Source organism: Oricola indica (assembly GCF_019966595.1).
Lineage (GTDB): Bacteria > Pseudomonadota > Alphaproteobacteria > Rhizobiales > Rhizobiaceae > Oricola > Oricola indica.
The window spans coordinates 434,023-457,471 of sequence record NZ_JAINFJ010000002.1; the positions used below are offsets into that span (position 1 = coordinate 434,023).

A 23,449-nucleotide genomic window follows, 5' to 3' on the forward strand; every position below is an offset into this window, starting at 1 on the left:
GTTCAATGGACTGCCCTAACTTCTTCTGACGGGAGGGCAACGCCATCCGTGCTGAAGTCGATCGCCAACTCCTTCATCTTTTCGGAGTGGCGTTTCCGGGTCGACAGGCGCTCCCATCGATCTAAGAGCTCCGGTGGCAGTTGAACACCGTGAAATCTGTCGAGTAATGTCAGTTCATCCTCGAAGCGTCCCTCGAGCCTATAAAGCCGCGCCAGTTCGGAGATATCACCGGGTTCGCTCCTCAGTTCCGTCAGACGAACGAGCATCGCGATGCGGTGGGCGCTTCCGTCGTTCGCCGCGAAGAAATCCGCAGCACGACGAAGCGCAATCGCATTGTCGCGGTGGAGGGCAAGATATCGGCCGATGGCCTGCCGCGCCGTTTCGGTATCACCGGACCGGCTGTTCACCTCGAACACGGATGAGAGGAACAAGTCCCCGCCCTTGCCCATTTCGTAAGCGGCGTTGGCGATGGCCACAGCGGCCTCGTCGCGCCCGTCGCGTCTCAGCATCGCAACTCGTTCGCTAACATTGGGAACGCTCAGTGTCGCCAACATGCAGGCGCCCGCTCCAAGCGAAAATACGAATGCGGCAAGCGACGGCCTCATGACTGTTCTCCGGTATCGCAAGCGATGTCGATGCGCGCGGGTTCAATTGCATCGAACGTAAGCCTGAAATGCAGTTCGCCGTTCGCGCTGTTCGCGACTTGTGTCGCGAGCAGTTCCTTGCCGTCGCGCGACGCGTTGATACGGTAGTGGCCGCTCGGCGCGCGCCAGACGAAGTCGCCTACTCCGAAGCCTTCCGTCAGAAACGAAAGCCGACAACCTTTTCGCTCCAGACCGCTGATCCGCCACCGGGCCTGTTCGAGCATCGCCGTGCCAAGCGTCGGCGGGACATTCGTGGCGTGATCGCGGCGAAGTCCTACAATCGCAGTGTCGACCGTTGAATCCAGCGCAACGTAAAGGGAGCCGCCATGGCGCGTCTCACCCAGCACACCGGCACTGGCCGCAAGATCGACACGCACTCCTTCGGCATTATCGAAGCGAACCGTCTGGAGACCGTCACGGTCGCTTACAGACCACTGCAGATCACCGATCTTCCTGATCTTCGTGCTGAAGAACCCGTCGGCAATGGCCGCATAGTGGGAAGCCCGGATCGGAGCGACGGGCTCTTCACGCGCCCAGTCCAGAATCGACCGTACAGCGTCGAGAGAAACAGACCGCTCGGCCGAATACGCATGATAATAAAGATTCGCGCCGCGCAGGCGGCGCGGGTTCTCCGTTCTGCGGAATGTCTCGATGAGTTGCTTGAAACCGTTGAAGCGGCCGCGCCAGAGATCTGTATAGGTGTATTCGTTGTCGTTGAGCGCATAGATCTGCCGCTGCGCGCCCACCTGGCGGGAGATCGGCGAGATGTGACTGACAGATGGCCGGGTCGCGTCAAATCGCGTCTCGCCACCATTCAAATTGCGCAGGCCTGATTTTCTTACAGCCTCGATCGCAGCCTCGAAGGGCTCGGCGTCGCCGCTCCATTGATAGAGCTCGACATGTTTACCCGCAGGCGCGAGCGCTTCGGTTATTCCGAGTGCGTCGCCGACCTCCTTCTTCAAGCTGAAGGGCTCACGCGCATCGAACCGGGGAAGCGCTTCATCCGCTTCCTCCAGCAAATTGTCCGGCAGCGCTCGGGCGCCCGAGATCAGCGAACCGAAGCGCGAGAAAATGGACGTTGATCCATTGAAGGCATGGTTTCGGATAAGCGCCAGTTCATCGGAACGATCGTAGGTCTCGAAATACTCCCATACGAATGGATGGGTATATGTATGCGACCCGATCTCTACCTGGGGCAAAGCAAAGAGTTCGCTTGCGACGCGCGCGGCATCCTTTCCGTGGTGGATCGACGGATCCATATCGCTCGCGACCGGTCCGATCGTCACAGCGATATCCGGATATGGCTCGACCAGTTCGCGCAGCATCACATCAGCCGACAGAGTCGGCTTGTCGCGATAACGCTCTATCCTCGTCAGGCTTTTCCATCCGTCACCATCGACATGACTGAAGAAAAGCCTCCTGCCTGAAACCGTCGTGGTGTCGGGAATGGGGAACACTTCGGTTCCGAGCGCACTTGCGAAAAACTCGAAGGGATCGATGATCCAGCGTTTCTGGTCGAGCTCGGAATCGTAGTAGATAAAAAATCCGGGGGCCGCATAACCACCGCCCGGCCCTGTCGCGACCGCCACGCTCCGCGAAAGCTCTCCGCCGTCACGGCTTTCATATTCGAGAGCGACACGGGCGGAATTTCCGTACCGGCGAACCAGGAGATGTCGCTCGGGGACCGGATCAGGCTCACGTTCGAACCCGATCATGGTATCGCGGGCGACGACTTGGGATGTGAGCGTATTTTCGATGATCTTCGGTGTCAGTTCCAGCCCGATCCGGCGAAATACCGAGCCCAGAAGTTCCGCATCGTGCGTGGTGACGGGGCCGCCGAGATTGTTCAGCATTATAACCCGAAGATCATTCGTTCGCGTGATCTCACCCAACCACTCGAAATAGGCCTCATGGTCCGGCAGATCCTCGGGGAACATGCTCAACACAGCGACCGCGTTCGCGAGTTCCTTTCCGCCCGGAAGTCCGCGTTTCAGGTCATGATAACGGACGATGTATCCGAGATGGTTGAGAGGTAGTTCCGCATTCAGATGGACAAGCGTCGAATCCACCGACGGCTCAAGGTCACTGTGATAAAGCGCGAGGACCTCTCGCCTCACGGGCTCGTCCGAATGCGCCACGACCGCAGACGACAGGAACATGCCGCCAAGCAGGAACAAAACGCGTAGCCACTCGAAACTCGGCCGGAACACACTGCACCCCATCGGTTGTGGTTAATATTTTCATAATGCAAATAGTAACAGCCGGGCAACAATTTGTGGCGAAGATGGTTTACGCGTAAGGTTACTTGGCTCGCCACGCCTTCTAGTGACGCGCCTTCGCGCAAGATTGCCATCAGTCCAAATAATTCCGGGCCGAACGGCGTCAGGCCAAAGCTGTCTGATATTGGGACACAGCGGACGCTACGCTGCCTTACCAAGCGAAAGGTCTCACCAGCCGCTTTCAAGACTTTGACACGTGGAATGATGAAACCGACACATCCAATCGGCCGAAGCATTCCATCCGCTCGGGGGAGAGAATCCGATTACCGCAATTCCCACTCGTGGCTTTCGATCCGGAACTTGTCCATGCGCGAATAGACCGTGGTCGGCTTCATGCCGAGGAGTGCGGCGGCGCCTTCCTTGCCGGCGACCTTGCCGTTCGTTTCGCGCAGGGCGGCGACGAGATTGGCGCGGATTTCCTGCTGCATTTCGCGTTCGGTGCGCACCGTCCTGCCCGTATCGCGGGTCGTCGGCTCGCCGCCGATTTCGACGATCAGCTTGCTGCCGGTCGAAACGATCGCCGCGCGCTCTATGACGTTGCGCAGTTCTCTCACATTACCCGGCCAGTGATAGCTCATCAGCGCGTTCATCGTACGCTCCGTGACGATCGGTTTTCTGCGGTTCATTCGTTCGCAAGCGATCCCGAGGATGTGATCGGCGAGTTCCGGGATATCCTCGGGGCGCTCGCGCAGCGGCGAGCAGTGGATCGGAAAAACGCTCAGGAAAAGCAGCAGGTCTTCCCGGAAGCGGCCGACCGCCACTTCCTGTTCGACATCCTTGGCCGACGACGCGATGACGCGAACATTGAGGTTGCGGGAATGGATGTCGCCGATGCGCTTGAACTTCCTGTCCTGAAGGGCCCGCAGCAGGTCGCCCTGGAGGTCGAAAGGCAGTTCGCACACGTCTTCCAGGAACAGCGTACCGCCATGCGCCAGCTCCAGCGCGCCGGAATTGTCGCCCGCCGTTCCGTCCGCCCCGCCGAACTGGCCGAACAGTTCCGCCTCTATGGAGCGCCGGCTGATCGAGCCGCATCGGAACTGGATCAGCGGACGGCGCTTGCGGCCGCTATCCTTGTGAATCGCGCTTGCCACGATGGCCTTGCCGGCCCCGGTCTCGCCGGTGATGAAGACCGGCGCGTCGGTCGGCGCGACCAGTTCGATCCTGGCGAGCATCTGCCGGATCGCCGGCGAATGGCCGATCACGTCATGGTGCGCCCGCTCGTTGGTGATCGCCTCCTGAAGATAGGCGTTTTCCTGTTCCAGCCGGTCGCGCAGTTCGGCGACCTCGCTGAGGGCTTCGTGCAGCTTGCGCTCGCTCTGCTTGCGCTCCGTCACGTCGCGGAAAATCACGACGGCGCCAGCCAGTATCTTCTGGTTGTAGATCGGCGTCGAAACATATTCGACCTGGATCGGCTTTCCGTCCTTGCGCCAAAACAGTTCGTCCTCGACGCGGGCGACGTGCTCGAAACGGAATGACCGGTAAATCGGGCAGTCATGGGCATGATAGGCGCTGCCGTCGGGGTGATGATGGTGGATCAGGTCGTGGATCGGCTTGCCGAGGAGTTCGTCCGGCTCCCATCCGAGCATCTCCTGTGCGGCGCGGTTGAAAAAGGTCGCCTGCCCCTTGGTGTTCACGCCGTAGATGCCCTCTCCGGCTGCGTTCAGGATGAGCTGGTTCTGGAATTCAAGTTCGGAAAAAAACTCCTGCGCCCGCCGCCAGCCCATCAGGCCTTCGCGCTGCAACTGTTCGGTTTCGGTGGCGCGTTCGTGGCGGCGCAGTTCCTCGAGGTCGAGGAACATCAGGAGGACAAGGCTGGTCCCCGCGGCCAGGCGCCGTCCCCGGATTTCGACGGCGAGCGTCTCGCCATTGCCGCGCTTCAGGGAAACCTTCCGGGTCCAGGCCTCGCCGCGATAGGCGACCTCGTCGAGGAACACGATGAAATCCGCGAGGTCCGCCTCGACATGGTCCGAGAAACGATGGCCATTGGCGGTCTCGCCGGCAAGCATCCGACGCGCCTTGAGGTTGGACTGGACGATCCTGTCCGTTGCCGTCTCGATGACGATCGCGGCCTCCGGCAGGAGCGCCAGCGCCGTTGCGTCAAGCAAATCCGGGTCGGCGCGGACAATGCTCGCCTCATTCATGTCACCCTCCTTCGGCTGCCGGTTCCGACAGCATACGAAATTTCGTGAATTATGAAATATCGTAAATTGTGCATCGCCGCAAAAACGCATAAAGCATTGATTTTATTTATATAATAAAATCCTGCGATTCCCGTATTTGTTCCGCTGACGGGAAAATCCGCTGGGCTACTATCCTCGCCATACCCGATGTTTCCACCACCGCCCGAGGGAGCCCAATGACCAAGAGTCTCGGAAATCCGTTTTCACACAAGACCGATCTGCGGCACGGCGCCGGCTGCGGTTGCGATGCCTGCTCGACCAGCCAGGCGTTCAGCGCGGACGACCCCAACACCATGTCCTCGGACGACATGATGGAGCGTGTCGTCGAGAACGCCATTGTCCGTTCGATGTTCGGCCAGAACGACATTTCGCGCCGGTCCTTCATGGGCCTGGTCGGCGGCACGAGCTTCGCCGCCGCGCTGGCTTCCGTCTTTCCTGTCGACAAGGCCAAGGCCGCGATCCTCGACACGCTCGGAAAGCCGGAAAAGACCGATCTCAATATCGGCTTCGTCCCGATTACCTGCGCGACGCCGATCATCATGGCGCAGCCGATGGGATTCTACGAAAAGCACGGCCTGAACGCCCAGGTGATCAAGACCGCAGGCTGGGCCGTGGCCCGCGACAAGTCGCTGAACGGCGAATACGATGCATCGCACATGCTGACGCCGATGCCGCTGGCGATGACGCTCGGCGCGGGCAGCGTCGCCGAGCCCTACATCATGCCGGCCGTCGAGAACATCAACGGCCAGGCGATCGTGCTGTCCAACGAACACAAGGACAAGCGCGATCCGAAGGACTGGAAAGGCTTCACCTTCGGCGTCCCGTTCGAATATTCGATGCATAATTTCCTGCTGCGCTACTACGTGGCCGAGCACGGCATCGATCCGGACACCGACATCCAGATCCGCGTCGTTCCGCCGCCGGAGATGGTCGCCAATCTGCGCGCCGGCAATCTCGACGGCTACCTGTCGCCGGATCCGTTCAACCAGCGCGCCGTCTGGGAAGGCATCGGTTTCATCCATGTCCTGACCAAGGAGATCTGGGAAGGCCATCCTTGCTGCGCCTTCGCCTGCCCGCTCTCCTTCGCGGAGGAACTGCCGAACACCTATGGCGCGCTGCTGAAATCGATCGTCGATGCGACGCAATACGCCTCGAACCCGGAAAACCGGAAGGAAATCGCCGAGGCGATCTCGCCCACCAACTATCTCAACCAGCCGGTTCCGGTGGTCGAGCAGGTTCTGACCGGAACCTATGCCGATGGTCTCGGCGAGGTGAAACAGGTGCCGGACCGCATCGATTTCGATCCGTTCCCGTGGCACTCGATGGGCGTCTGGATTCTCACCCAGATGAAGCGCTGGGGCTATATCGAGGGCGACGTCGACTACAAGAAGGTCGCCGAGGATGTCTATCTCGCCGCCGACTGTGCCAAGATCATGAAGGATCTGGGCTACGAGGCCCCGGACGTCACCTATGAGAGCTACACGATCATGGGCAAGTCGTTCGATCCGGCCGAGCCGGAAGCCTATGTCGACTCCTTCGACATCAAGCGGGCCTGACGCATGGACCGCCTGTCGACCAACCAGAGGGCAGCGATCCTGTCCTTCATCATCCTGATTGCCGGCCTCCTGATCTGGGAGGCCGCGATCCCCGGTCAGAAGGCGGCCACCGAACTGACCGAGTATGAACGCCTGACCGGGGGCGGCGCGCCGAAGGCCGGCGTTCCGCCACCGAGCCAGGTCATGCAGAAGGCCTGGGAACAGCTTTCCAACCCGTTCTACGACGCCGGCCCGAACGACAAGGGCATTGGCATCCAGATCGCCTATTCGCTCTACCGCGTCCTGACCGGCTATTTCCTCGCGGCGCTGGTTGCGATCCCCATCGGCTTTCTGATCGGCATGAGCCCGGTTGCCTACAAGGCGCTGAACCCGTTCATCCAGGTCCTGAGACCGATCTCGCCGCTCGCATGGATGCCGCTGGCGCTCTTCATCATCCAGGATTCCAACGCCTCCGCCATCTTCGTGATCTTCATCTGTTCGATCTGGCCGATGCTGATCAACACCGCCTTCGGCGTCGCTGGGGTCCGGTCCGACTGGGTGAACGTGGCCCGCACGCATGAGCTGGGCGCCTTGAAGACCGCGCTCACCGTCATCCTGCCGGCCGCCGCACCGACCATCGTGACCGGCATGCGGATTTCCATCGGCATCGCCTGGCTCGTCATCGTGGCCGCCGAGATGCTCGTCGGCGGAACCGGGATCGGCTACTACGTCTGGAACGAGTGGAACAATCTCGACCTGACCTCCGTCATTTTCTCGATCCTGATGATCGGTGTCGTCGGCATGGCGCTGGACGCGGCTTTCGGCCGCCTGCAGCGCGCCGTCGCCTATGCCGAGTAAGGAGAATTTCGTGTCAAACGCATTCCTATCGATCGAAAACCTCACCCAGCGTTTTCCCGCCGGCAAGGGCGAGAGCCTGACCGTCTTCGAAAACGCCAGTTTCGGGATCGAGAAAGGCGAGTTCGTCTGCATCCTCGGCCATTCCGGCTGCGGCAAGTCGACGATCATGAACATCCTGGCCGGCCTTGCCGAACCGACATCCGGCGCCGTTCTCATGGACGGCAAGGAGGTCTCCGGGCCGAGCCTCGACCGCGGCGTGGTGTTCCAGAACTACTCGCTGCTGCCGTGGCTCTCCGCGCTGAAGAACGTGACCTTCGGCGTCGCGGCACGGTATCCTGAATGGTCGCGGTCGAAGGTCGTGGAGCATTCGACGCAGTACCTCGCCATGGTCGGGCTCGAGGGAGACACGATCCACCGCAAGCCGGCGCAATTGTCGGGCGGCATGCGCCAACGCGTCTCCATCGCGCGTGCCTTTGCCAACCACCCGAAGCTCCTGCTGCTCGACGAGCCGTTCGGTGCGCTCGACGCGCTGACGCGCGGCACGATCCAGGACGAACTCCTGAAGATCTGGAGCGGCACATCGCAAACGGTCTTCATGATCACCCACGACATCGACGAGGCGATCCTGCTGGCGGACCGGATCCTGCTGATGACGAACGGGCCCTATGCGCGCGTTGCCGAGTCGGTCGAGATCACCATCCCGCGACCGCGCAAGCGCGACCAGATCATCGACCACCCGAACTACTACGCGATCCGCAATCACCTGGTGCACTTCCTTGCCACGCGATCGAAGGAGCTGGCCGGACAGCAAACCGGAAGCGACAGCAACACGCCGCAGACCGTGCGCATCGATCTCGTGGAAGAGACGAAGGGCGACGAAAGCGACGACCCCCGACATGGCGCGCATCTGCGCGCGGTAAACGAATAGGAAAACGAGGAACCTTACTGCCATGACTATCGAAATTCCCCAGATGCTGACCAAGGACGACGTCGCGCTGATCATCCTGGCCGCCAAGAAGAAAGCCGGCATGACCTGGGAGGAAATCGCCGACAAGATCAGCATGTCCGCTGTCTGGACGCATTCGGCCTGCGTCGGCATGAACGCCATGCCGAAGGAGAAGGCGCAATCGCTCGTGCAGGTGCTCGGCCTGCCGCAGGAGGTGATCGACGTGCTGGCGGAAAGCCCGACCAAGGTCTGGGAACAGACCGTGCCGACCGACCCGTGCATCTACCGCTTCTACGAGATCGTCGGCGTTTACGGCCCGACGCTCAAGGCGCTGATCCACGAGGAATTCGGCGACGGCATCATGTCGGCGATCGACTTCGACATGAACGTGACCCGCGTGCCGAACCCGAAAGGCGACCGCGTGAAGGTCGAAATGTCCGGAAAATACCTGAGCTACAACAGCTGGTGAGCCAGAACCGCCACCTTTTCGACAGCCCGCGCAGGACCTCCTGGGCGGGCTTTTTCTTGCGGTTGTCCGGCTAGTGCTTTGGCTTTCTTCCGGGACCGGGATACGGCGGAATTCCGCCTCTGTGACAACGCCCGACAGGTTCTCCGCCGACCGGCCAGAAGCCCAAGCGACGGCACCCAGGTTCTCCCGACAACAGCTTACAGCTTGATTCCGAAAGCGCTTTCGGAATAGCGTCTCGGTCATGCGGGAGGTGAGCCTGAAGTCTTTGTCCAGGCAACTCGGGTTGACCGAAGGTACGGTCTCCCGGGCGCTCAACGGTTATGCCGACATTTCAGCGAAGACACGCGAGCGGGTTCGCGACGCCGCGGACCGGCTTGGCTACGAGCCGAATTCTGCCGCCAGGCGGCTGGCGCTCGGCAATGCGGAATGCATCGCCTATGTCATGCCCTGGCAGAGCACCCATATCGCCGACCCGTTCCTCGGCGAGTTGCTGGACGGCATTTCGGCGGTTCTCTCGGAGCGCCGATGGGACCTCAGTGTCGCCGCGCCGCGCTCGCAGGAAGAGGAAGTGGCCACGATCGAGCGGATCGCAAAGGCCGGGCGCGCGAACGGCATCGTGATTTCGCGCACGCTCGGCCACGATCCGCGCGTCGAGACGATGCGGGCGATGAAAATTCCCTTCATCACCCATGGCCGGACCACGAATTCGGACGATCACGCCTGGCTCGACGTCGACAATTTCGAGGCCGCGCGCTTCGCGACCGCCCACCTGATCGGTCTGGGCCACACGCGCATTGCCCATATCCACGGACCGCTGAGATACAATTTCGCGGCCGAACGCCTGAAGGGATACAGGCACGCGCTCACCGAGGCAGGTCTTGCAACGGACCCCGCGCTCGAAGCGGCATCCGAAACGACGCTCGAAACCGGTTACACCGCGATGCGGACGCTTCTCGACATCGCGGACCGTCCCACGGCTGTCGTCTGCGTCGCCGACATGGTCGCCATCGGCGCGATGAAAGCCATTCGCGAGGCCGGGCTGGTTCCGGGCCGCGAGATCTCGGTCATCGGATATGACGGCATTCCGATGGGCGAACACACCCATCCGGCGCTGACGACGATGGCGCAACCGCTGAGAAGTGCGGGAAGCCAGCTGGCGTGGATGCTCATGGCCGTTATCGCCGGAGACGATCCGGCATCGCAACAACAGATCATTCCGGCGGATCTTGTAAGGAGGCAAACGGATTCACCGCCAATTAGAAACGCCTGAAAACAGGCAGATTAGGGAGAGACATATGAAAAGTCTGAAGATCGCCACCGGTGCATTGCTGCTTTCGGCAAGCGCCATCACCATCGCCCAGGCCGATACGATCCGCTTCTGGACGACGGAGGAACAGCCCGAGCGCCTCGCCGTCCAGGAGAGCATCGCCGCGGCATTCAAGGAAAAGACGGGCCACGACGTCGAGGTGATCCCGGTCACGGAATCCGAACTCGGCACCCGCGCCACGGCGGCCTTCGCCGCCAACGACCTGCCGGACGTCATCTACACCACGCTGCAATATGTCCTGCCCTGGGCGGAAGCCGGCATTCTCGATGTCGAGACGGATGACGAGATCGTCGAGGACCTCGGTGTCGACACCTTCGCGCCCGGTCCGATCTCGATGGCCGATTTCGACGGCCTGACGGCTGCCGTGCCGGTCGATGGCTGGACGCAGATGATCGTCTACCGCAAGGACCTCTTCGAAGAGGCTGGCCTCGACGCGCCCGATTCCTATGAGGACATCGAAGCCGCGATCGCCAAGCTGCACAATCCGCCGGAGATGTACGGCTTCGTCGCCGCGACCAAGATCGACGAGAACTTCATGAGCCAGGTGCTGGAGCATGTCTTCCTCGCCAACGGCGTCACGCCGGTCGACGAGAACGGCTTCAAGCCGCTCGACGAAAAAGCGACGACCGAAGTGCTGGAGTTCTACAAGGCGCTCGCCGAGGCATCGCCGCCCGGCGAACTGTTCTGGAAGCAGTCGCGCGAGCTCTACTTCTCAGGCAATGCGGCGATGATCATCTGGTCGCCCTTCATCCTGGACGAACTGGCGGGCCTGCGCGATTCCGCACCGCCGACGATCAACGACGATCCGACCTCGACGGAACTGGCCTCGAAGACCGACGTGGTCACGACCTTCTCCGGCCCGTCCAATCCTGACGGCGCGGCCTGGGCCGACGTGCGCTATTTCGGCGTTACGGCGGACGCGAATACCGACGTCGCCGCCGATTTCGTCAAGTTCTCCATGAACGAAGGCTATCTGGACACGCTGTCGATGGCGCCCGAAGGCAAGTTCCCGGTCCGCAAGGGCACGCCGGACGAGGCTTCGAAATTCGTCGATGGCTGGGCTACGCTGCCTGTCGGCGTCGACCGCAAGGCGCCGATGTCGGAGCTCTATCCGGCTGAAACGGTGGGCCGCATCACATCCGGTCTCGAAACCGCGGCACGCTGGGGCGTCAAGGAGAACCAGCTCTCGCTCGCGTCCAAGATGATCAACAGCCAGATCATCAATCAGGTCGTGCGCCAGTATATCGACGACGAGATCGACGCGGCGGCGGCCGTTTCGAAGCTCAACGACGAACTGGCGGCCATCAACTGATCGACAAGGTGGGCCGGCCCGCAGAAGGCCGGCCCGCCATCATGCGGCGGGATAACGAGACATGACCGACCTGACGGACAAGGCGGGCGCAGTGGCGCCGCCCGACCGGCTCGGCCCGATGGCCCGGCGGGAGATGGGGCTCGCCTATGGCATGCTGCTTCCGACCTTCGCGATCGTGCTGGCCATCGTGCTCGGACCGCTGCTCGCCAATTTCTGGATATCCTTCAAGCCGGTGGGCCTCGGCGACCTGCGCCCGGCGGCGCTGTTCGTCAATGAACGCCTGCGCGGCGACCTGGACGAACCGGGCGCGACGGCGAGGCTGGAATACCGCCTTCGCAACTCCTCGCAGGACAAGGTCATCCATGCCGCGGGCTTTACCGACACCCTTCCCGAGGGCCTCACAGTTACCGGCCAGCCCGACGAACGATGCAAGGTGACGGACAGCGTCATCACCTGCTTCCTCGGCGATATCGAGCCGCGCCATCGCGAGACGATCGCGATCGAGGTGACGGCCGATGAAGGCTACATCGCCAACCCCGTCAGCCCGCGCGACAGCGAGGCGCAGTCCTCGGGTACGTCCGACAACATCCTGACGAACTTCGACTTCACGCTGGAAAACTTCTCGCGCATCTTCTCGTCGTCCGACTTCTGGTCGGTGCTTCGGGTGACGCTCTATTACACGATATTCGGCACCGCGGGGGCGCTGGTGGTCGGGCTGTTCGCCGCCCAACTGCTCAACACGGCCTTCAAGGGACGGTCGATCCTGCGAGGGCTGTTCCTGTTTCCCTATGTCGCGCCGGTGATTGCCGTGGCCTTCACATGGATCGTCCTGCTCGATCCGTTCTCGGGCACGCTGAACTCGATCCTGCGGCAGATGGACGTGATCGACGGGCCGATCAACTTCTTCGGGCAGCGGTCCGTCCCGCTCAATCTGTTCGGTCTGACGATCGATTTCCCGGTGGCGCTCTCGACGGTGATCGCCTTCGAGGCGTGGCGCTATTTCCCGCTGTCATTCCTGTTCATCCTGGCGCGCATGCAGTCGCTTTCCTCGGAAATGTACGAGGCCGCCGAGATCGACGGCGCGACGCCGCTACAACAATTCTGGTACATCTCGCTGCCGCAGCTCGTCGGCATTCTCGCGGTCCTGTTCCTGTTGCGCTTCATCTGGACCTTCAACAAGTTCGACGACATCTTCCTTTTGACCGGCGGGGCGGCCGGCACGCGCACGCTCACGGTCGACGTCTATGAACAGGCCTTCGCCGTTTCCAATCTCGGCGCGGGGGCCGCGGTCGCCGTGGTCGTTTTCGTCGTCCTGCTCCTGTTCTCGCTGGTCTTCTTCAAATACTCGCCGAAGGATGAAGGCTGATGCGGATCGGAACAGGTTTCTTTTCGGGCATTGTCATCGGCGCCATCTGGGGCCTTGTCTGGATGGTGGTCATCGCCATCACCTTCATGCTGGTTTCCGGCGCGATCACCCGGCCGCCCGTCGGCGCGGCGGTGCTGGCCGGCGCGGGCGCGGGCGCGCTGCTGACCGTGATCGATCCCGAACGCCGGACGCCCGGCCTGCAGATCGGCGCGGTGGCGCTGATCGTCATCGTCCTCGCCGTCGCCACGCTCGGTGCGCCACTCGGCCTGCCGCTTTCGGCCGTGCCCGCCTACCAGATCGTCGCGATTGCGGCGATCGTCGGCATGATCTGGCTGTCGGTCTCCTATTGCACGAAGGGGATCAGCGGCGGGCGGCTGTCGCGCTATCACCTGGAGGTCGTGTTCATCCGGCTGATGAAGGGGCTCGGACTGGTGTTCTTCACCGTCCTCGTCGCGCTGCCATTCTACGTCATGGTAATGACGAGCCTGAAAAGTCAGCAATCGCTGATCGCCAATCCGCTCGATTTCTCGCTCGATTTCGCGCAAGGCCCCGCCGGGCTGTTCCGCTCCTATATCGAGCTGTTTTCGAACTATCATTTCGGCACCTTCCTGACGAACTCGGCGATCGTTTCGGTGGCGACGGTGATCATCACGCTGTTCTTCGCCGTGCCCGGCGCCTATGCGGTTGCGCGGCTGCGGTTTCCCGGTCAGGCGTTCCTGTCCCAGTCGATCCTATTGATCTACATGGTGCCGGCCATCGTGCTGGTGATCCCGCTCTATGCCGCCTTCTCGCAGCTTGGCCTGCGCAACACGCTGACCGGGCTGATGATCGTCTATCCGGCGACAACGATTCCCGTCGCGCTCTACATGCTGCAGGGCTATTTCCGAGGCATTCCGTCCGAGCTGGAAGAAGCCGGGCTGATGGACGGGCTGACGCGGATCGGCGTGATCCTGAAGATCACGCTGCCGCTGTCGCTTCCGGCGCTGGCCTCGGTCGCGCTCTATGTCTTTATGATCGCGTGGAACGAGTTCCTCTTCGCCTTCATGTTCCTCGACAATGTCGACATCTTCACGCTGTCGCGCGGTGTCGTCTCCCTCAATTCCTCGGAAGTGCCCCGCCAGCACCTGATGGCCGGCGCCGTGGTGGCGACGATCCCGGTGCTCGTCATCTTCCTGTGGTTCGAACGGTTCCTCGTTTCCGGCCTGACCGCCGGCAGCGTGAAAGGTTAGGTATGCAAAAAATTCGGCAATCCGCCGAACGGGCGAAGGAGATCCTGCTGGCGAACGATCGCGGCGGCTATACGGTGCCGACCGCCGGTCTCTATCCCTATCAGTGGAACTGGGATTCGATCTTCGCGGCGCTCGGCTTCGCTGTCTTCGACCGGGCGCGCGCTTGGCAGGAGATCGAGACGCTGTTCGACGCCCAATGGGCCGACGGCATGGTGCCCCATATCGTCTTCCGCAAGAACGATCCGAGCTATTTCCCCGGTCCGGGGATCTGGCAGTCCAACACCGATCCGATGTCTTCGGGGCATTCCCAGCCGCCGGTTGCGGCGAGCGTGATCCTGACGCTGGCGAAGACCGGCGGGGCGGACGACATCGCCCGGGCGCGGCGCCTGTTTCCGAAGCTGGTCGCGTCGCACCGCTGGTGGCACGATTATCGCGATCCGGACAGGACGGGCCTCGTCGGGATCATCCATCCCTGGGAATCGGGCCGCGACAACTGTCCGGACTGGGATCTCGGCATGGACAGGATCGTCGTGCCCGACGATCTGGGCCCCTATCACCGCCGCGACACCGATCATGTCGATGCAGACGAGCGTCCGACCGTGCAGCAATATGACCGTTACCTGACGATCGTGAAGTTCGGCCGGGAATGCGGATGGGACCATCGCAAGATCGCTGCCGAAGGCCCGTTCTTCATGGCCGATCCCGGCGTGCAATTCACGCTGATGCGCGGCGACCGGGATCTACTCGAACTCGGCAATCTGCTTGGCGAGGATTTCGACGCCGGCGAGATCGAGGACTGGATCGCCCTGTCGAAGGAAGGCGCGCAACAGATGTGGCGGCCGGATGCCGGGGCGTTCGTCGCTCGCGAATTGCGCAGCGGAGACCTGTCCACGGCGCTGACCAATGCCTCGATGCTGGCCTTCTACGCCGATGCGGGAACGCCCGAGCAACTGGCCGAACTTGCCGGGCATGGCGGTGAAATCCTCGATATCTGCGAATACGGATTCCCGAGCTGGGATCCGCGCGACGAAGCGTTCGAATCGCGGCGCTACTGGCGCGGGCCGGTTTGGAGCGTGATGAACTACATGATCGCCATCGGGCTGGAAGAGCATGGCCATGCGGCGATGGCCGCGCGGCTGCGCGACGATTGCCTGCGGCTGCCGGACCGTTCCGGCTTCTACGAGTATTTCGATCCGATGACGGGCGAAGGCCTGGGGGGACCCGACTTCACCTGGACGGCGGCGATCTATCTGACGCTTGGCGGCGGCCGTGCCGCCGGGGACGTGTGAGGAGGAATTATGGGCGCGATCCAGCTTGAAAAGGTCGAGAAGTGGTTCGGCAATGTGCAGGTGATCAAGGGCGTCGACCTTGAGATCCTCGACGGCGAACTCGTCATCTTCGTCGGTCCATCCGGCTGCGGGAAATCCACCCTCCTGCGCCTGATATCGGGGCTCGAGGAAACGTCACGCGGGCGAATCCTGATCGACGGCGAGGATGTGACGGCAAAGCTGCCGTCCGAGCGCGGCCTGTCCATGGTGTTCCAGTCCTATGCGCTCTACCCGCACATGACCGTCGGCGAGAATATGGGCTTCGGCCTGAAGACGGCGGGGGAATCGAAATCCGACATCGCCTCGAAGGTCGGCGAAGCGGCGCGCATCCTGAAGCTGGAAAACCTGCTCGACCGAAAGCCGAAGGCGCTTTCCGGCGGCCAGCGCCAGCGTGTCGCCATCGGACGGGCGATCACGCGGGAGCCGCGCGGGTTCCTGTTCGACGAGCCGCTGTCGAACCTCGACGCGGCGCTGCGCGTCGAGATGCGCTTCGAGATCGCCAAGCTTCATGAAACGCTCGGCACGACCATGGTCTACGTCACCCATGACCAGGTCGAGGCGATGACGCTCGCCGACCGGATCGTCGTTCTGAAGGACGGCGTCATCATGCAGGTCGGGGCGCCGCGCACGCTTTACGAGAAGCCGGACAATCTGTTCGTTGCGCAGTTCATCGGGTCACCGAAGATGAACGTCCTGCCCTGCGAGACCGACGGGCAGACCTATCGCATCCCCGGTCACGGGACCGGCCCGTATGACCGCGCGCAACCGGCCGTAAAGCTCGGGATCAGGCCTGAACATATCGGCCTGACCGACCCCGAGGGGGCCGTCTGCACCGGCAAGGTCGAGGTCGCCGAATATCTCGGCGCCGACACCTATCTCTATCTCGACTGCGCGGAAGCCGGACAGGTCATCATCCGAACTTCGGACGTGCCCGAAGACATACGCGGCAAGACCGTCGGCTTGCAGTTCGAGCCGGAACGCCTGCACTTCTTCGGCAAGGACGACCAGGCGCTCTAGGCAGTCCGCGCGCCCCTTCCTGCCCAATCTTTAGGCTTTGAGCGCGCCCGAGAGTGTGATTTGTTGCAGTGCAAAAGAACGGGTGCCGACCCGTCGGACATTGGGGCGAATGCGCATGCGACTGTGGATCATGAATCCGTTGGCCATCCTGGCGGACGATGCGGGCGGCGGACTCGTGGTCGAGGGCGGACGGATCGTCGAACTGGTGCCGGCCGGCCGCGAGCCGCTGCAACCGGTCGATGAGCGTTTCGACGCCAGCCGTCACGTCATCATCCCCGGCCTGATCAATACGCATCACCATTTTTTCCAGACTCTGAGCCGGGCGCATCCCAAGGCCTATAACAGCGAGCTGTTTCCCTGGCTGGTCGCGCTCTATCCGATCTGGGGGCGGCTCAATCGCGACATGTTCCGGATCGGGGCACGGCTCGCCATGGCGGAGTTGCTGCTGTCGGGCTGCACGACCGCGATGGATCACAACTACATGGTCTTCAAGGGTCTTGAAGACGCCACCGATATCGAGGTCGAGGAGGCGCGGGCGCTAGGCCTTCGCGCCACGATCACGCGCGGGTCGCTGTCGCTTTCGCAAAAGGACGGCGCTGTGCCGCCGGATCACATCGTCCAGGACGAGGAGACGATCCTCGCGGACAGCGAGCGTGTCCTGCAAACCTATCACGACACGTCCGACGGAGCGATGACGCAGATCGCGCTCGCGCCCTGCGCGCCGTTCAATGTCTCGCGGGAGGTGATGCGCAGCAGCGTTGAGCTCGCGGACCGTTATGATTGCCGCCTGCACACTCATCTCGCGGAGACGGAAGACGAGGAGGCGTTCTGCAAGGCGACCTTCGGCTACCGGCCCATCGACTGGCTGGAGGATTGCGGCTGGCTGCAGCCGCGCACATGGCTGGCGCACGGCATCCACTTCACTGCGGACGACTGCACGAAGCTCGGCCATCACGGTGTCGGTGTGTGCCATTGCGCCACATCGAACGCGGTGCTCGCCTCCGGCTTCTGCCCGACGCTGGAACTGGAAGCGGCGGGAAGCCCGGTCGGCCTCGGTGTGGATGGCTCCGCCTCGAATGACGGCTCAAACCTGATGGAAGAGGTGCGCCACGCGCTCATGGTCAACCGGCTCGGCTACCGCTCCGCCGACCGGGTGACGCATCGCGACGCGCTGCGCTGGGCGACCAAGGGCTCGGCGCGCTGTCTCGGACGTGACGACATCGGCGAGATCGCGCCCGGCAAACAGGCCGACCTCGCGCTGTTCACGCTCGACGAGATGCGTTTTTCGGGCCAGCATGATCCGATTGCCGCGCTCGTCCATTGCGGCGCGACGCGCGCCGATCGCGTTATGGTGGCTGGCATCTGGCGGGTGATCGACGGCGCGATTCCCGGCCTCGACGTGTCCGCGTTGATCGCCGAACACACTGCCGCCGCGAGAATTTTTGACTGAGGAAATCCCATGACCGAGAAAGCTATTCCCGTAATCGACATGCAGCCGCTGTTCACCGGCGGCAAGGCCGGACGCCAGCTTGTCGCAGACCAAATTGGCGAAGCCTGCCGCGGCATCGGCTTCTTCTATGTCACCGGACACGGCGTACCATCGGAGCTGCGCCAGGATGTCTTCGACGTTGCGGCGAAGTTCTTTTCGAGCCCCGAGGAAGACAAGCGCAAGGCGCTGTTTTCCGTGGCGACCGGCAATCGCGGATTTATCCCGATGAAGGGCGAGTCGCTCGATCCGAGCAAGGCACCCGATCTGAAGGAAGCCTTCAACATCGGACTGGATCTTCCGGCCGACGATCCCGAAATCATCAATGGCGCGATGTTTCGCGCCCTCAATCGCTGGCCGGAAATGTCAGGCTTCCGTGAAACCATGCTCGCATATTTCAACGCGGTCTGGTCTTTGGGATGCAAGTTGCACGAGGCCTTCGCCACGGATCTCGGCATTCCGACGGATTTCTTCGAGGACAAGCTCGACCGGCCGCTCGCGACGCTGCGACTGTTGCACTATCCCGAGCGGCCGGTTGCGCTGGACGAGGAAGGCCAACTCGGTGCAGGCGAGCACACGGACTATGGCTGCGTCACGCTGCTGGCGACCGACGAGGTCGGCGGTCTGGAAGTGCGGACGCGCGACGGCGAGTGGCTTTCGGCTCCCTATATCCCGGATACCTATGTCTGCAATATCGGCGATTGCCTGATGCGCTGGACGAACGACACGTATGTCTCGACCCCGCACAGGGTCGTCAGCCCGCCCGGACGCGAACGCTACTCCGTGGCCTTTTTCCTCGACCCGAACCCGGAAGCGATCGTCGAATGCTTGCCGGGCTGCGCAACCGCGGAAAACCCGGCCAAATATCCGCCGATCCGCGGCGACGATTACCTGATGAGCCGGCTCAACCCGACCTACGAGAAGAGCGGCCTGGTCTGAGGCGACAAGGCACGCCTCCGGGTCCGGGAGTCAGGATTCCCGAATTGTATGCCGAACGAATTTTAATGCCTATATTTTAGGCATTTCTATTTTTGCGTCTAATTAATAAACTTCCCTGGTGTTGCCCGCCCTTGTGGCCGATCCGGTTGATAAGACCGGGCAGCACCGTTTCCCCTTAAAAAACAACAGGTTGAAATTTCCTCGCGCCGCCGGCGAGATTTGGCATGTGGATTGCCTGACCCTTTTCAGGAGGCGCTGTGCAGCGCGTCATCCGACAGGGAAGCAAAACAGGAGCCTGAACATGGCAAATTACGGTGTATCAAGACGCACATTGCTCAAGGCCGGCGCGGCAGGCCTGGCTTCGACCGCTCTGCCGCTCGGCGCGATGCGGTCGGCGCAGGCCGCCGACGTCATTCTAGGCGCGGTCTATGTCGGCCCGCGCGACGATTTCGGCTGGAACCAGGCCCATGCGGTCGCGATGGACATCCTCAAGGGGGTCCCGAATGTCGAGGTCATCGAGGAGGAAAACGTTCCGGAGACCGACGCCGTGGCCAAATCCATGGAGTCGATGATCAATCTCGACGGCGCCAATCTGATCCTCGCCACCTCGTTCGGCTACTACAATCCGTTCGTCGTCGATCTCGCGAAGAAATATCCGGACGTGCAGTTCCGTCACGCGGCGCCGCTGTGGAACGCCGATACCGATCCGAAGAATGCCGGCAGCTACTTCTGCTACCTGAACCAGGCGCATTATGTGGATGGCGTCGCCGCCGGCCTGTCCACGACGACCAACAAGATCGGTTTCGTCGCCGCCAAGCCGATCCCCACGGTGCTCTCCAACATCAACTCGGTTCTGCTTGGCGCGCGCAGCGTCAATCCGGAAGCGACGGTGCAGGTGATCTTCACCGGCGAATGGTCGATGCCGGTTCGCGAAGCCGAAGCCGCCAACGCGCTCGCCGATGCGGGCTGCGACGTCCTGACCTGCCACGTCGACGGGCCGAAAGTCGTCATCGAGACGGCCGAAGCGCGCGGCGTGAAGAGCTGCGGCCACAACGCTTCGCAGGCGCCGCTTGCCCCGAAAGGCTTCATCACCGGCGCGGAATACAAGTGGGAAACCATCTACACCATGTATGCCGATCTGCTGGCTGCGGGCGAGGAACTGCCGAACTTCGTCGCCGGCGGCTACCACAACGACATGGTCCGCAACACGCCCTATGGAGCCGGCGCGACGCCGGAAGCCATCAAGGCGGCCGACGCGGCCATCGAGGCGCTCAAGGCCGAAGAACCGATCTATGTCGGTCCGCTCAAGGATAACAAGGGCAATGTCGTCATCGACAAGACCTACGACAATTACGATCCGACACTCGACGGCATGAACTACCTGCTGGAAGGCGTTTCCGGCTCGATCACCTGATCGCATCATGCGCTCGGGGCGGCTTCGGCCGCCCCTCCCTATCTCCTTTTTCGGCGGCAGGCAGATGACGGCAGTCACCACAGACACTCCGGTCCGGTTGACCGACAGCACCAAATTGCGGGCATGGGCCGAGGCGGTCGCCATTCCAGTCGGCGCGCTGCTGGTCTCGGCGCTTATCTTTTCACTCTTCCTGCTCCTGCTCGGCAAGTCGCCGGTCGACTACTTCCAGTTGCTCTGGCGCGGCGGGTTCGGAACGTCCTTTTCGATCCAGAACACGCTGCAACGCGCAGCGCCGCTGATCCTGTGCGGTCTGGCCTTCGCCATTCCCGCCCAGATCGGCCTGACGATGATCGGCGCCGAAGGGGCGCTCGTGCTGGGCGGCTTTTCCGCCGCCGCCATCGCCGTCCCGCTGGTTTCCGGCGGCGTGCCGTCCATTCTCACCATGCCCCTCATGGCGCTCGCCGCCATGGCCGTCGGCGGAGCGTGGATCGGCATCGTCGGTTGGCTGCGCCATGCGCGCGGTGTCAACGAGACGATCTCGTCATTGCTGATGACCTATATCGCCATCGCCATCATGAATTTCTTCGTCGAAGGCGCGTTGCGCGATCCAGGATCGGCCAACAAGCCTTCGACCATGCCCATCGGCGAGGATTACATGGTCGGTTCGATCCCCGGCACCGACATCCACTGGGGGTTAGCCGCCGGCATCGTACTCGCCATCGCTCTTCAAGTCCTGATGACACGGACCACATTCGGATTTGGAGCACGCGTGACCGGCGGCAATCCCCGCGCAGCGCTGGCGCAGGGGCTTCCCGTCGGCACGCTGGTCGTAGCCTGCACCGCGATCGCCGGTGCCTGCGCCGGTCTCGCCGGCTATTACGAGGTCGCCGCGATCCATGGCCAGGCGAACGCGTCGCTGGTCGCCGGTTACGGCTTTACCGGCATCCTGGTTTCCTTCCTCGCCCGGCACAATCCGGTTGTCGTCGTGCCGGTCGCAATCATGTTCGGCTCCATCGCCGCCTCCGGCGGATTGATCCAGCGCCGCATGGACATGCCAGACGCCACGGCACTGGTGCTGCAGGGCATCATCTTCGTGGTGCTTCTGACCAGCGAGACGCTTTACGGGCGCTTCGCCATTTTCCAGCCGAGAACGGGGACGGAACGGACATGAGCGACGGTATTCTGGCCACGATCCTGATTTCCATGCTCGGTGGCGCGATCCGGGTTTCGACGCCCTTCATGTTCGTCGCGCTCGGCGAGACGCTGACCGAGAAATCCGGCCGCATCAATCTGGGCCTCGAAGGCAATCTCGTGCTCGGCGCCATGGTCGCCTACGCGGTCTCCTATCACACCGGAAATCCCTGGCTCGGCGTGCTCGCCGCCGGCGTGTCCGGCGTGTTCCTGGGCTCGATGCACGGCCTCATCTGCTCGCTGCCGCGGGTCAACGACATCGCGGTGGGCATCGCGATGATGTCGTTCGGTACCGGCGTCGCCTTCTTCTTCGGCAAGCCCTATATCCAGCCATCGGCGCCACGCCTCGAGGCGCTGCCGCTTGGCGGCTGGAGCGACAATGCCGGCCTGCGCCAGGCGCTCGACATCAACCCGCTCTTCTTCGTCGGCATTCTGGTCGCGCTCGTGATGTGGTGGGCCTTCGCCAATTCGCGCTGGGGCCTGATCGTGCGCATGACGGGCGATTCCGAGCCGGCGGCCCGAGCGATGGGCGTGCAGCCCTACCAGGTGCGCATCGCCTCGACGGCGATCGGCGGCTTCCTCGCCGGTGTTGGCGGGGCGTTTCTGTCGCTCTCCTATCCGGGAAGCTGGAACGAGGGGCTCTCGTCGGGCCAGGGTCTGATGGCCGTCGCGCTCGTCATCTTCGCGCGCTGGAACCCGCTTCGCTGCATCGTGGCCGCCCTGCTGTTCGGCGCGGCGGGCGCGATCGGCCCGGCATTGCAGTCCGTCGGCATCAGCCAGGGCTACTACTTCTTCAATGCAGCGCCCTACATCCTGACGCTTTTCATCATGATCGCTTCGGCGCGGTCGTCATCCTCGGCGCGCGAGGCGCCGGGCGAACTTTCGATCACCAAATAGAAGGGACCGGCTCATGAGTGCACTCGGCGGACTGAACAAGACACCGAACGGCGTGGTGATCGGGCTGGTGCAGCTGCAATTGCCCGTCGTCGAGACGCCGGCCGACCTGGCGGCGCAGACCGACAAGGTCGTCGCCATGGTCGCCAAGGCGCGGCGCAACATGGCGACCATGGATCTCGTCGTCTTTCCCGAATACGCGCTGCACGGCCTGTCGATGGATACAAATCCGGAGATCATGTGCTCTATCGACGGACCGGAAGTCGCGGCGTTAAAGCAGGCCTGCAAAGACAATGCGATCTGGGGCTGCTTCTCGATCATGGAGCACAATCCCAGCGGCATGCCCTATAATTCGGGTATCGTCATCGACGACCAGGGCGAGATGCAGCTCTATTACCGCAAGCTGCATCCCTGGGTGCCGGTCGAACCGTGGGAGCCGGGCGATCTCGGCATCCCGGTGATCGACGGGCCGAAGGGCGCGAAGCTCGCCCTGATCATCTGCCATGACGGCATGTTCCCGGAAATGGCGCGCGAATGCGCCTACAAGGGCGCGGAGATCATGCTGCGCACGGCGGGCTATACCGCGCCCATCCGCGACAGCTGGCGCTTCACCAACCAGGCGAACGCCTTCCAGAACCTGATGGTGACCGCGAATGTCTGCATGTGCGGTTCGGACGGAACCTTCGATTCCATGGGCGAAGGCATGATCGTCAATTTCGACGGCACGGTGATCGCCCATGGCACGACGGGACGGGCGGACGAAATCATCACCGCCGAAGTGCGGCCCGATCTGGTGCGCGAGGCGCGCAAATACTGGTCGGTCGAAAACAACATCTACCAGTTCGGCCATCGCGGCTATGTCGCCGTGAAAGGCGGAGCGGGCGACTGCCCCTACACCTTCATGCAGGACATGGTGGCCGGGCAATACAAGCTGCCCTGGGAGGACGAGGTGGTTCACACCGACGGCACGTCCTGCGGCTTCCCCAAGCCCGACCGCCTTTACGGCGAGAAGGCGCGCGAGGCGGCGGAGTAGCA

General features: G+C 62.5%; 19 protein-coding genes. 16 read left to right on the forward strand and 3 right to left on the reverse strand.

The window, feature by feature from the left end; genetic code table 11:
- Nucleotides 1–2 precede the first annotated feature (2 nt).
- The 3 genes from LC343_RS07550 to LC343_RS07560 all read right to left on the reverse strand — a co-directional run bounded on the left by LC343_RS07550 (nt 3) and on the right by LC343_RS07560 (nt 5,064).
- Nucleotides 3–476 (reverse strand): hypothetical protein, encoded by a 474-nt coding sequence (locus LC343_RS07550; RefSeq protein ID WP_223476494.1) that lies wholly within the window; start codon nt 474–476, stop codon nt 3–5.
- A 125-nt stretch (nt 477–601) separates the two neighbouring features.
- On the reverse strand, nt 602–2,854 hold the full coding sequence (locus LC343_RS07555) for a polysaccharide deacetylase family protein (protein WP_223476495.1): 2,253 nt from the start codon (nt 2,852–2,854) through the stop codon (nt 602–604).
- Nucleotides 2,855–3,186: 332 nt separating this feature from the next.
- Nucleotides 3,187–5,064, reverse strand: coding sequence for a sigma 54-interacting transcriptional regulator (locus LC343_RS07560; protein ID WP_223476496.1), 1,878 nt, complete (start codon nt 5,062–5,064; stop codon nt 3,187–3,189).
- 215 nt (nt 5,065–5,279) lie between these two features.
- Here LC343_RS07560 and LC343_RS07565 point away from each other — a divergent pair, with 215 nt between their 5' ends.
- The 16 genes from LC343_RS07565 to LC343_RS07640 all read left to right on the forward strand — a co-directional run bounded on the left by LC343_RS07565 (nt 5,280) and on the right by LC343_RS07640 (nt 23,447).
- Entirely contained in the window at nt 5,280–6,659 is a 1,380-nt protein-coding gene (locus tag LC343_RS07565) for a CmpA/NrtA family ABC transporter substrate-binding protein (RefSeq protein WP_428982513.1), read from the forward strand.
- A 3-nt stretch (nt 6,660–6,662) separates the two neighbouring features.
- Nucleotides 6,663–7,496, forward strand: a complete 834-nt coding sequence (gene ntrB, locus LC343_RS07570; RefSeq protein ID WP_223476497.1) for a nitrate ABC transporter permease — start codon at nt 6,663–6,665, stop codon at nt 7,494–7,496.
- Nucleotides 7,497–7,506: 10 nt separating this feature from the next.
- Complete coding sequence (locus LC343_RS07575; RefSeq protein ID WP_223476498.1) at nt 7,507–8,424, forward strand: ABC transporter ATP-binding protein; 918 nt, start codon at nt 7,507–7,509, stop codon at nt 8,422–8,424.
- A 22-nt stretch (nt 8,425–8,446) separates the two neighbouring features.
- The gene (gene cynS, locus LC343_RS07580; protein ID WP_223476499.1) at nt 8,447–8,911 is read left to right on the forward strand and encodes a cyanase; all 465 of its coding nucleotides are present in this window, start codon (nt 8,447–8,449) and stop codon (nt 8,909–8,911) included.
- Nucleotides 8,912–9,194: 283 nt separating this feature from the next.
- Complete coding sequence (locus LC343_RS07585) at nt 9,195–10,181, forward strand: LacI family DNA-binding transcriptional regulator (protein ID WP_238484190.1); 987 nt, start codon at nt 9,195–9,197, stop codon at nt 10,179–10,181.
- 25 nt (nt 10,182–10,206) lie between these two features.
- A complete protein-coding gene (locus tag LC343_RS07590) occupies nt 10,207–11,550 on the forward strand; it encodes an ABC transporter substrate-binding protein (RefSeq protein ID WP_223476501.1) in 1,344 nt (447 codons plus the stop codon).
- 61 nt (nt 11,551–11,611) lie between these two features.
- Entirely contained in the window at nt 11,612–12,916 is a 1,305-nt protein-coding gene (locus LC343_RS07595; protein WP_223476502.1) for a carbohydrate ABC transporter permease, read from the forward strand.
- Nucleotides 12,916–14,145 (forward strand): carbohydrate ABC transporter permease, encoded by a 1,230-nt coding sequence (locus tag LC343_RS07600; protein WP_223476503.1) that lies wholly within the window; start codon nt 12,916–12,918, stop codon nt 14,143–14,145. Before LC343_RS07595 ends, LC343_RS07600 begins: the two co-directional genes overlap by 1 nt.
- A gap of 2 nt (nt 14,146–14,147) precedes the next feature.
- On the forward strand, nt 14,148–15,434 hold the full coding sequence (locus tag LC343_RS07605) for an MGH1-like glycoside hydrolase domain-containing protein (RefSeq protein ID WP_223476504.1): 1,287 nt from the start codon (nt 14,148–14,150) through the stop codon (nt 15,432–15,434).
- Between the two features lie 9 nt (nt 15,435–15,443).
- A complete protein-coding gene (locus LC343_RS07610) occupies nt 15,444–16,490 on the forward strand; it encodes an ABC transporter ATP-binding protein (protein ID WP_223476505.1) in 1,047 nt (348 codons plus the stop codon).
- Nucleotides 16,491–16,605: 115 nt separating this feature from the next.
- Nucleotides 16,606–17,940: an 8-oxoguanine deaminase gene (locus tag LC343_RS07615; protein WP_223476506.1), complete on the forward strand. Its 1,335-nt coding sequence runs from the start codon at nt 16,606–16,608 to the stop codon at nt 17,938–17,940.
- A 9-nt stretch (nt 17,941–17,949) separates the two neighbouring features.
- Nucleotides 17,950–18,915, forward strand: coding sequence for an isopenicillin N synthase family dioxygenase (locus tag LC343_RS07620; protein WP_223476507.1), 966 nt, complete (start codon nt 17,950–17,952; stop codon nt 18,913–18,915).
- A gap of 301 nt (nt 18,916–19,216) precedes the next feature.
- On the forward strand, nt 19,217–20,329 hold the full coding sequence (locus LC343_RS07625) for a BMP family ABC transporter substrate-binding protein (protein WP_223476508.1): 1,113 nt from the start codon (nt 19,217–19,219) through the stop codon (nt 20,327–20,329).
- A gap of 64 nt (nt 20,330–20,393) precedes the next feature.
- Nucleotides 20,394–21,500, forward strand: coding sequence for an ABC transporter permease (locus LC343_RS07630; RefSeq protein WP_223476509.1), 1,107 nt, complete (start codon nt 20,394–20,396; stop codon nt 21,498–21,500).
- On the forward strand, nt 21,497–22,417 hold the full coding sequence (locus LC343_RS07635; protein ID WP_223476510.1) for an ABC transporter permease: 921 nt from the start codon (nt 21,497–21,499) through the stop codon (nt 22,415–22,417). The genes LC343_RS07630 and LC343_RS07635 overlap by 4 nt, the downstream gene beginning before the upstream one ends.
- Before the next feature lie 13 nt (nt 22,418–22,430).
- Complete coding sequence (locus LC343_RS07640; protein ID WP_223476511.1) at nt 22,431–23,447, forward strand: formamidase; 1,017 nt, start codon at nt 22,431–22,433, stop codon at nt 23,445–23,447.
- Nucleotides 23,448–23,449 lie beyond the last annotated feature (2 nt).